Source organism: Citrobacter sp. Awk 2, assembly GCF_028069815.1.
Lineage (GTDB): Bacteria > Pseudomonadota > Gammaproteobacteria > Enterobacterales > Enterobacteriaceae > Citrobacter.
This window is the reverse complement of record NZ_JANEWL010000059.1, coordinates 21374-28651: the sequence shown is the minus strand read 5'-3', so window position 1 is coordinate 28651 and position 7278 is coordinate 21374. Positions and strand designations below refer to the sequence as shown.

The following is a 7278-nucleotide window of genomic DNA, read 5'->3' as shown; positions in this document are numbered from 1 at the left end:
TGGTTATATGTATCGTTGTGTCGGCTTGGGTATGGTGATTTGTTTGGCGAAAAATAGTGAGATGTGCAAAGCGGTGCGTGGTTGGCAGTATCTGCTGTTTGCGCAATTCGAAAATACTGAGGTCTTAGCCTGACAAACTGTTATCGACCTGATCTGACAACGGCGCGGTGTGAATCTATTGTTAAGTATAATTAATGAATGGTGGCATTCTTAATTAATTATTATTTAATATTTAAACAGTATTTATTGAACGCGTTAATAATACGAAAACCGGCAGTCTGAGTTAACACCTTTTTGCTTCGATTAATTCGCGATAACACTTATAAATATAGTGGTTTTAGGTTAAGATAAGTCCCATGAAATGGCGCGCAACTTGTGTTTTGCGATAATTCCAATGTTAGTTGAGAGTTTCTAACATACTGAAAAGTTAGTTTTTAATGTGTAAATTAGTGTTCGTTAACTATTTTTTAAATTTACAAAGTTTACATGTTCTCCATTAGTCAGAATCATCCAATAGCTAAAAAGTGACTCTTTCTCGTTGCTATATTCCGATGAGTACCACGGGTATTAAATAGCGCTGAAGAGGAATTGTTTCGTTTGTTAAAGCAAATACATCCTTATTTTCACCCGGTTACACTTGGTGAAACGGCGAGGGAGGTCCATTACAAATGGAGTTGTTTGTTTCTGAATGCACAGCATTAACCCGGTATGACCCGCGAGTAAGTGAAAAATTATGATAAATGCAAATCGTCCGATAATTAACCTCGACCTCGATCTGCTGAGAACCTTCGTTGCTGTTGCCGATCTGAATACCTTCGCGGCTGCGGCAGCTGCGGTATGTCGCACTCAGTCTGCGGTGAGTCAGCAAATGCAACGCCTCGAACAACTTGTGGGGAAAGAGTTGTTCGCGCGCCATGGACGTAACAAACTACTGACCGAGCATGGGATTCAGCTGTTGGGTTACGCCAGAAAAATATTGCGTTTTAATGATGAGGCATGCTCATCATTGATGTTTAACAATCTTCAGGGAGTGTTAACTATTGGCGCTTCTGATGAGTCAGCGGATACCATCCTTCCCTTTCTGCTCAACCGGATAAGTTCGGTTTATCCGAAGCTTGCGCTGGATGTCAGAGTGAAACGTAACGCCTACATGGTGGATATGCTGAAGTCACAAGAAGTTGATCTGGTGGTGACGACTAATCGGCCAGGCGATTTTGAGTGTCTGAATCTGCGTACCTCACCGACGCACTGGTATTGTGCGGCCGAGTATATTTTACAAAAAGGTGAACCGGTGCCGCTGGTGCTGCTGGACGATCCGAGTCCGTTCCGCGATATGGTGCTGGCAACGCTGAACGCTGCGCAGATCCCGTGGCGTCTGGCCTATGTTGCTTCAACATTAGCGGCTGTGCGTGCGGCGGTGAAGGCGGGGTTGGGCGTGACTGCCCGTCCTGTAGAAATGATGAGCCCGGATTTACGCGTACTGGGCGCGGCGGACGGATTGCCACCGTTGCCGGAAACGGAGTACTTGCTGTGCTGCGACCCTGCCTCACAAAATGAGCTGGCTCAGGTGATCTTTAAGTCGATGCAGACCTATCAAAATCCGTGGCAATACAACCAGTTTACCCCTGAAGGGGGAGATGATTCGCTGATTGTTGAGGGCGACTTCGAGTGATGTACCATAAATAATCGTTATAAAATGTAAGTGCAAAAAAGAGTCGCTGGTGATGAAAAAACATCCAGCGGCTCTTTTTTTATGCAAATAATGGTCGGAGATGCCATTTTGTATACCAAAACTTAACAAAATCAGTAGGTAAAAAAATCACCTGCAAATAGTGCAAAAAATAATCATTCGAGGCGCTGTTCATTCCCATGTTAAAAAACTAGAGAAATTGTTGCTGTTTTTTATGGTGAATTAACAAAAGCGTGTCACAGATCAAGAAAATACTCCCATTTAGGGGGAGGCATCTGTGCGAATTCCTGTCAAAATAGACGTGTATTATCTTTTTTACTTCACAACGGACACGATTCAACAACATTAAAAATGACTGATGATGCGATCGAAATTAGTCTAAAGAGCACTTTATGTTAATGAAGTTGGAGTAGTGTAAAATAATGTGAGGAAACTTTTGTTAAAGTTGACAAAAGGTTATAGAAAGGAGTAAAAAACCCCATCAATTGGCTGTATAAATGATTTTCTACAGTGATTGTAAGGTTTTTTTTATTCCTCCCCATGAATCGATGTGGCGTTCATCTGCCGAAAAGAGCAGAGAATTTGGCGCTACTTTTGATGAGTAAGCAATGAGTATGTCAACATCCACTGAAGTCATCGCTCATCACTGGGCATTCGCTATCTTTCTTATTGTCGCCATTGGCCTGTGCTGCCTGATGCTCGTCGGCGGTTGGTTTTTAGGTGGTCGCGCACGCGCGAGATCTAAAAACGTGCCGTTTGAATCAGGTATCGACTCGGTCGGCACCGCCCGCTTGCGCCTGTCTGCCAAGTTTTATCTGGTAGCCATGTTCTTCGTTATCTTCGACGTTGAAGCGCTGTATCTGTTCGCATGGTCAACTTCTATCCGTGAAAGCGGTTGGATTGGCTTTGTGGAAGCTGCAATTTTTATTTTTGTGTTACTGGCAGGTCTGGTTTATCTGGTGCGTATTGGCGCGCTGGACTGGACGCCCGCGCGTTCACGCCGCGAGCGTATGAACCCGGAAACGAACAGTATCGCTAATCGTCAACGCTAACCGCGAGGCATTAAGATGGATTATACGCTCACCCGCATAGATCCTAACGGTGAGAACGACCGTTACCCCCTGCAAAAACAGGAGATCGTAACCGACCCCCTGGAGCAAGAAGTTAACAAAAACGTGTTCATGGGCAAACTGCATGACATGGTTAACTGGGGCCGTAAAAACTCAATTTGGCCATATAACTTTGGCCTTTCCTGCTGCTACGTAGAGATGGTGACCTCGTTTACCGCCGTGCATGACGTGGCCCGTTTTGGTGCGGAAGTTCTGCGTGCATCACCGCGTCAGGCTGACCTCATGGTCGTAGCCGGAACCTGCTTTACCAAAATGGCCCCGGTTATTCAGCGCCTCTACGATCAGATGCTGGAACCTAAATGGGTTATTTCCATGGGCGCATGCGCCAACTCCGGCGGTATGTACGATATCTACTCGGTAGTGCAGGGCGTTGATAAATTTATTCCGGTAGATGTGTACATCCCGGGATGCCCGCCGCGTCCAGAAGCGTACATGCAGGCACTGATGCTGCTGCAAGACTCCATTGGCAAAGAACGCCGTCCGCTCTCCTGGGTGGTTGGCGATCAGGGCGTTTATCGCGCCAATATGCAGTCAGAACGCGAGCGTAAACGCGGCGAACGTATTGCTGTAACGAATCTTCGTACACCAGACGAGATTTAATTTGCGCCTGTCGGCAGCAACATTGCGCTTCGTGAACTATTAGACATACACAAAATCATTCAAGGTGTATCAAGGCGGCAACTGAGCGAATCCCCTGGAGCTTACATCAGTAAGTGACTGGGGTGAGGGAAGGCAGCCAACACCGAGACAGCTTGAAGGATGAAGTGGATAAACAGCGCGAAGCACTGCCGACTACCACGAACCATTTGCAATGGTGAACAATATGACCGACTTAACCGCGCAAGACGCTGCCTGGCAAACACGGGATCACCTCGATGACCCGGTCATTGGCGAACTGCGCAACCGTTTTGGGCCGGATGCCTTTACCGTTCAGGCGACTCGCACCGGGGTACCCGTTGTCTGGGTCAAGCGTGAACAGTTACTCGAAGTTGGCGATTTCTTAAAGAGACTGCCGAAACCTTACGTCATGCTGTTTGACTTACACGGCATGGATGAACGTCTGCGTACGCACCGCGAAGGATTACCTGCCGCGGATTTTTCCGTTTTCTACCACCTGATCTCCATTGAACGCAATCGCGATATCATGCTCAAGGTGGCATTGTCTGAAAACGACCTGCGCGTACCGACCTTCACCAAACTGTTCCCGAACGCCAACTGGTATGAGCGTGAAACCTGGGAAATGTTTGGCATCGATATCGAAGGCCACCCACACCTGACGCGTCTACTGATGCCGCATACCTGGGAAGGCCATCCGCTGCGTAAAGACTATCCAGCGCGTGCGACTGAATTCGATCCGTTTGAGCTGACCAAAGCCAAACAGGATCTGGAAATGGAATCACTGACCTTCAAGCCAGAAGATTGGGGCATGAAGCGTAGCACCGAAAATGAGGACTTCATGTTCCTCAACCTCGGTCCTAACCACCCGTCTTCTCACGGTGCGTTCCGTATTGTCCTGCAGCTTGATGGCGAAGAAATCGTCGACTGCGTGCCTGACATCGGCTACCACCACCGTGGCGCTGAAAAGATGGGTGAGCGTCAGTCCTGGCACAGCTATATTCCGTACACTGACCGTATTGAATACCTCGGCGGCTGCGTAAACGAAATGCCGTACGTGCTGGCAGTCGAAAAGCTGGCGGGCATTACCGTACCGGATCGCGTGAACGTGATTCGCGTCATGCTCTCCGAACTGTTCCGCATCAACAGCCACCTGCTGTACATCTCCACGTTCATTCAGGACGTCGGCGCAATGACTCCGGTATTCTTCGCCTTTACCGACCGTCAGAAAATTTATGACGTTGTCGAAGCGATCACCGGTTTCCGTATGCACCCGGCCTGGTTCCGTATCGGTGGTGTCGCACACGATCTGCCGCGCGGTTGGGACAAACTGTTGCGTGACTTCCTCGACTGGATGCCGAAGCGTCTGGATTCCTACGAGAAAGCCGCACTGCGTAACACCATCCTGAAGGGTCGTTCTCAGGGCGTTGCCGCATATGGCAAAAAAGAAGCGCTGGACTGGGGCTGTACCGGTGCTGCGCTGCGTGCGACGGGTATTGATTTTGACGTGCGTAAATCACGTCCGTACTCTGGTTATGAGAACTTTGACTTTGAAGTTCCGGTTGGTGGTGGTGTATCCGACTGCTATACCCGCGTCATGCTGAAAGTTGAAGAGCTGCGCCAGAGTCTGCGCATCCTTGAGCAGTGCCTCAATAATATGCCGGAAGGCCCGTTCAAAGCGGATCACCCGCTGACCACGCCGCCACCGAAAGAGCGCACGCTGCAACATATCGAAACCCTGATCACCCACTTCCTGCAGGTTTCGTGGGGCCCGGTTATGCCGGCGAACGAGTCCTTCCAGATGGTGGAAGCGACCAAGGGTATCAACAGTTACTACCTGACCAGCGATGGCAGCACCATGAGTTACCGTACTCGTATCCGTACCCCGAGTTATGCGCACTTGCAGCAGATCCCGGTAGCAGTACGTGGCAGCCTGGTGTCCGACCTTATCGTCCATCTGGGTAGTATCGATTTTGTTATGTCAGATGTGGACCGCTAATTATGCACGAGAATCAACAACCACAAACCGAGGCTTTTGAGCTGAGTGCGGCTGAGCGTGAAGCGATTGAGCACGAGAAGCACCACTACGAAGACCCGCGTGCGGCGTCCATTGAAGCGCTGAAAATCGTTCAGAAACAGCGTGGTTGGGTGCCGGATGGGGCGATCTACGCGATCGCTGACGTGCTGGGTATCCCGGCAAGCGACGTCGAAGGTGTTGCGACATTCTACAGCCAGATCTTCCGCCAGCCGGTCGGTCGCCACGTGATCCGCTATTGCGACAGCGTCGTGTGCCATATTAATGGCTACCAGGGGATCCAGGCTGCGCTGGAGAAAAAACTCAACATCAAGCCGGGGCAGACGACCTTTGATGGTCGCTTTACGCTGCTGCCGACCTGTTGCCTGGGGAACTGCGATAAAGGGCCAAACATGATGATCGATGAGGATACTCACGCTCACCTGACCCCGGAAGGCATTCCCGAACTGTTGGAGCGGTATAAATGAAAGACATTATCCGTACTCCCGAAACACATCCGCTGACCTGGCGTCTGCGCGATGATAAACAGCCAGTCTGGTTGGACGAATACCGTAGCAAGAACGGTTATGAAGGTGCGCGTAAGGCCCTCACCGGGCTGTCACCGGATGAAATCGTCAACCAGGTAAAAGACGCTGGCCTGAAAGGGCGCGGCGGCGCAGGTTTTTCCACCGGTCTGAAGTGGAGCCTGATGCCGAAAGACGAATCCATGAACATCCGTTACCTGCTGTGTAACGCCGATGAAATGGAGCCGGGCACCTATAAAGACCGCCTGCTGATGGAACAGCTGCCGCACCTGCTGGTAGAAGGTATGTTGATCTCCGCGTTTGCGCTGAAAGCGTACCGTGGTTACATCTTCCTGCGCGGTGAGTATATCGAAGCGGCTGTGCATCTGCGCCGCGCGATTGCCGAAGCGACCGAAGCCGGTCTGCTTGGTAAAAACATCATGGGCACCGGTTTCGATTTCGAACTGTTCGTCCACACCGGGGCAGGGCGTTACATCTGCGGTGAAGAAACTGCACTGATTAACTCCCTCGAAGGTCGCCGCGCGAACCCGCGTTCCAAGCCGCCGTTCCCGGCAAGCTCTGGTGCATGGGGTAAGCCGACCTGCGTGAACAACGTCGAAACGCTGTGTAACGTACCGGCAATCCTCGCCAACGGCGTGGAGTGGTACCAGAACATCTCGAAGAGCAAAGATGCGGGCACCAAGCTGATGGGCTTCTCTGGTCGCGTGAAGAACCCTGGCCTGTGGGAACTGCCGTTTGGCACCACCGCGCGTGAGATCCTTGAAGACTACGCGGGCGGCATGCGTGATGGCTTGAAGTTCAAGGCCTGGCAGCCGGGCGGCGCAGGGACTGACTTCCTGACCGAAGCGCATCTCGACCTGCCGATGGAGTTCGAAAGCATCGGTAAAGCGGGCAGCCGTCTGGGTACCGCGCTGGCAATGGCCGTTGACCACGAGATTGGCATGGTACCGCTGGTGCGTAACCTTGAAGAGTTCTTCGCCCGCGAGTCCTGCGGCTGGTGTACGCCGTGCCGTGACGGTCTGCCGTGGAGCGTAAAAATTCTGCGTGCGCTTGAGCGTGGCGAAGGCCAGCCTGGGGATATCGAGACACTTGAGCAACTGTGTCGTTTCCTCGGCCCGGGTAAAACCTTCTGTGCACACGCACCGGGCGCGGTGGAGCCGCTACAGAGCGCCATTAAATATTTCCGCGAAGAATTCGAAGCTGGCATCAAGCAGACCTTCAGCAATACCCACGCTATTGGTGGTATTCAGCCGAACCTGCTGAAAGAGCGCTGGTAATTGCAGG

General features: G+C 51.2%; 6 protein-coding genes. All 6 read left to right on the top strand.

Annotated elements, in window-relative coordinates; translation table 11 throughout:
• The first annotated feature begins 733 nt into the window (after positions 1-733).
• The 6 genes from lrhA (at position 734) to nuoF (ending at position 7271) form a co-directional block, all read left to right on the top strand.
• On the top strand, positions 734-1672 hold the full coding sequence (gene lrhA / locus NNO02_RS14885) for a transcriptional regulator LrhA (RefSeq protein WP_271440146.1): 939 nt from the start codon (positions 734-736) through the stop codon (positions 1670-1672).
• Between the two features lie 626 nt (positions 1673-2298).
• Positions 2299-2742, top strand: a complete 444-nt coding sequence (gene nuoA / locus NNO02_RS14880; protein ID WP_040230134.1) for an NADH-quinone oxidoreductase subunit NuoA — start codon at positions 2299-2301, stop codon at positions 2740-2742.
• A 15-nt stretch (positions 2743-2757) separates the two neighbouring features.
• Complete coding sequence (gene nuoB, locus NNO02_RS14875) at positions 2758-3420, top strand: NADH-quinone oxidoreductase subunit NuoB (RefSeq protein WP_003028075.1); 663 nt, start codon at positions 2758-2760, stop codon at positions 3418-3420.
• Positions 3421-3631: 211 nt separating this feature from the next.
• Positions 3632-5434 (top strand): NADH-quinone oxidoreductase subunit C/D, encoded by a 1803-nt coding sequence (nuoC, locus tag NNO02_RS14870; RefSeq protein ID WP_137384160.1) that lies wholly within the window; start codon positions 3632-3634, stop codon positions 5432-5434.
• Positions 5435-5436: 2 nt separating this feature from the next.
• Positions 5437-5937 carry an NADH-quinone oxidoreductase subunit NuoE gene (nuoE, locus tag NNO02_RS14865; protein WP_003028069.1) on the top strand — a complete coding sequence of 167 codons (501 nt, stop codon included), beginning with the start codon at positions 5437-5439 and terminating at the stop codon, positions 5935-5937.
• Entirely contained in the window at positions 5934-7271 is a 1338-nt protein-coding gene (gene nuoF, locus NNO02_RS14860; protein WP_003839356.1) for an NADH-quinone oxidoreductase subunit NuoF, read from the top strand. The genes nuoE and nuoF overlap by 4 nt, the downstream gene beginning before the upstream one ends.
• Positions 7272-7278 lie beyond the last annotated feature (7 nt).

Coding starts and splice junctions, on each gene's coding strand:
- nuoF (WP_003839356.1), top strand. CDS start 5,934: ATGAAAGACATTATCCGTACTCCCGAAACACATCCGCTGACCTGGCGT.
- nuoA (WP_040230134.1), top strand. CDS start 2,299: ATGAGTATGTCAACATCCACTGAAGTCATCGCTCATCACTGGGCATTC.
- nuoB (WP_003028075.1), top strand. CDS start 2,758: ATGGATTATACGCTCACCCGCATAGATCCTAACGGTGAGAACGACCGT.
- lrhA (WP_271440146.1), top strand. CDS start 734: ATGATAAATGCAAATCGTCCGATAATTAACCTCGACCTCGATCTGCTG.
- nuoE (WP_003028069.1), top strand. CDS start 5,437: ATGCACGAGAATCAACAACCACAAACCGAGGCTTTTGAGCTGAGTGCG.
- nuoC (WP_137384160.1), top strand. CDS start 3,632: ATGGTGAACAATATGACCGACTTAACCGCGCAAGACGCTGCCTGGCAA.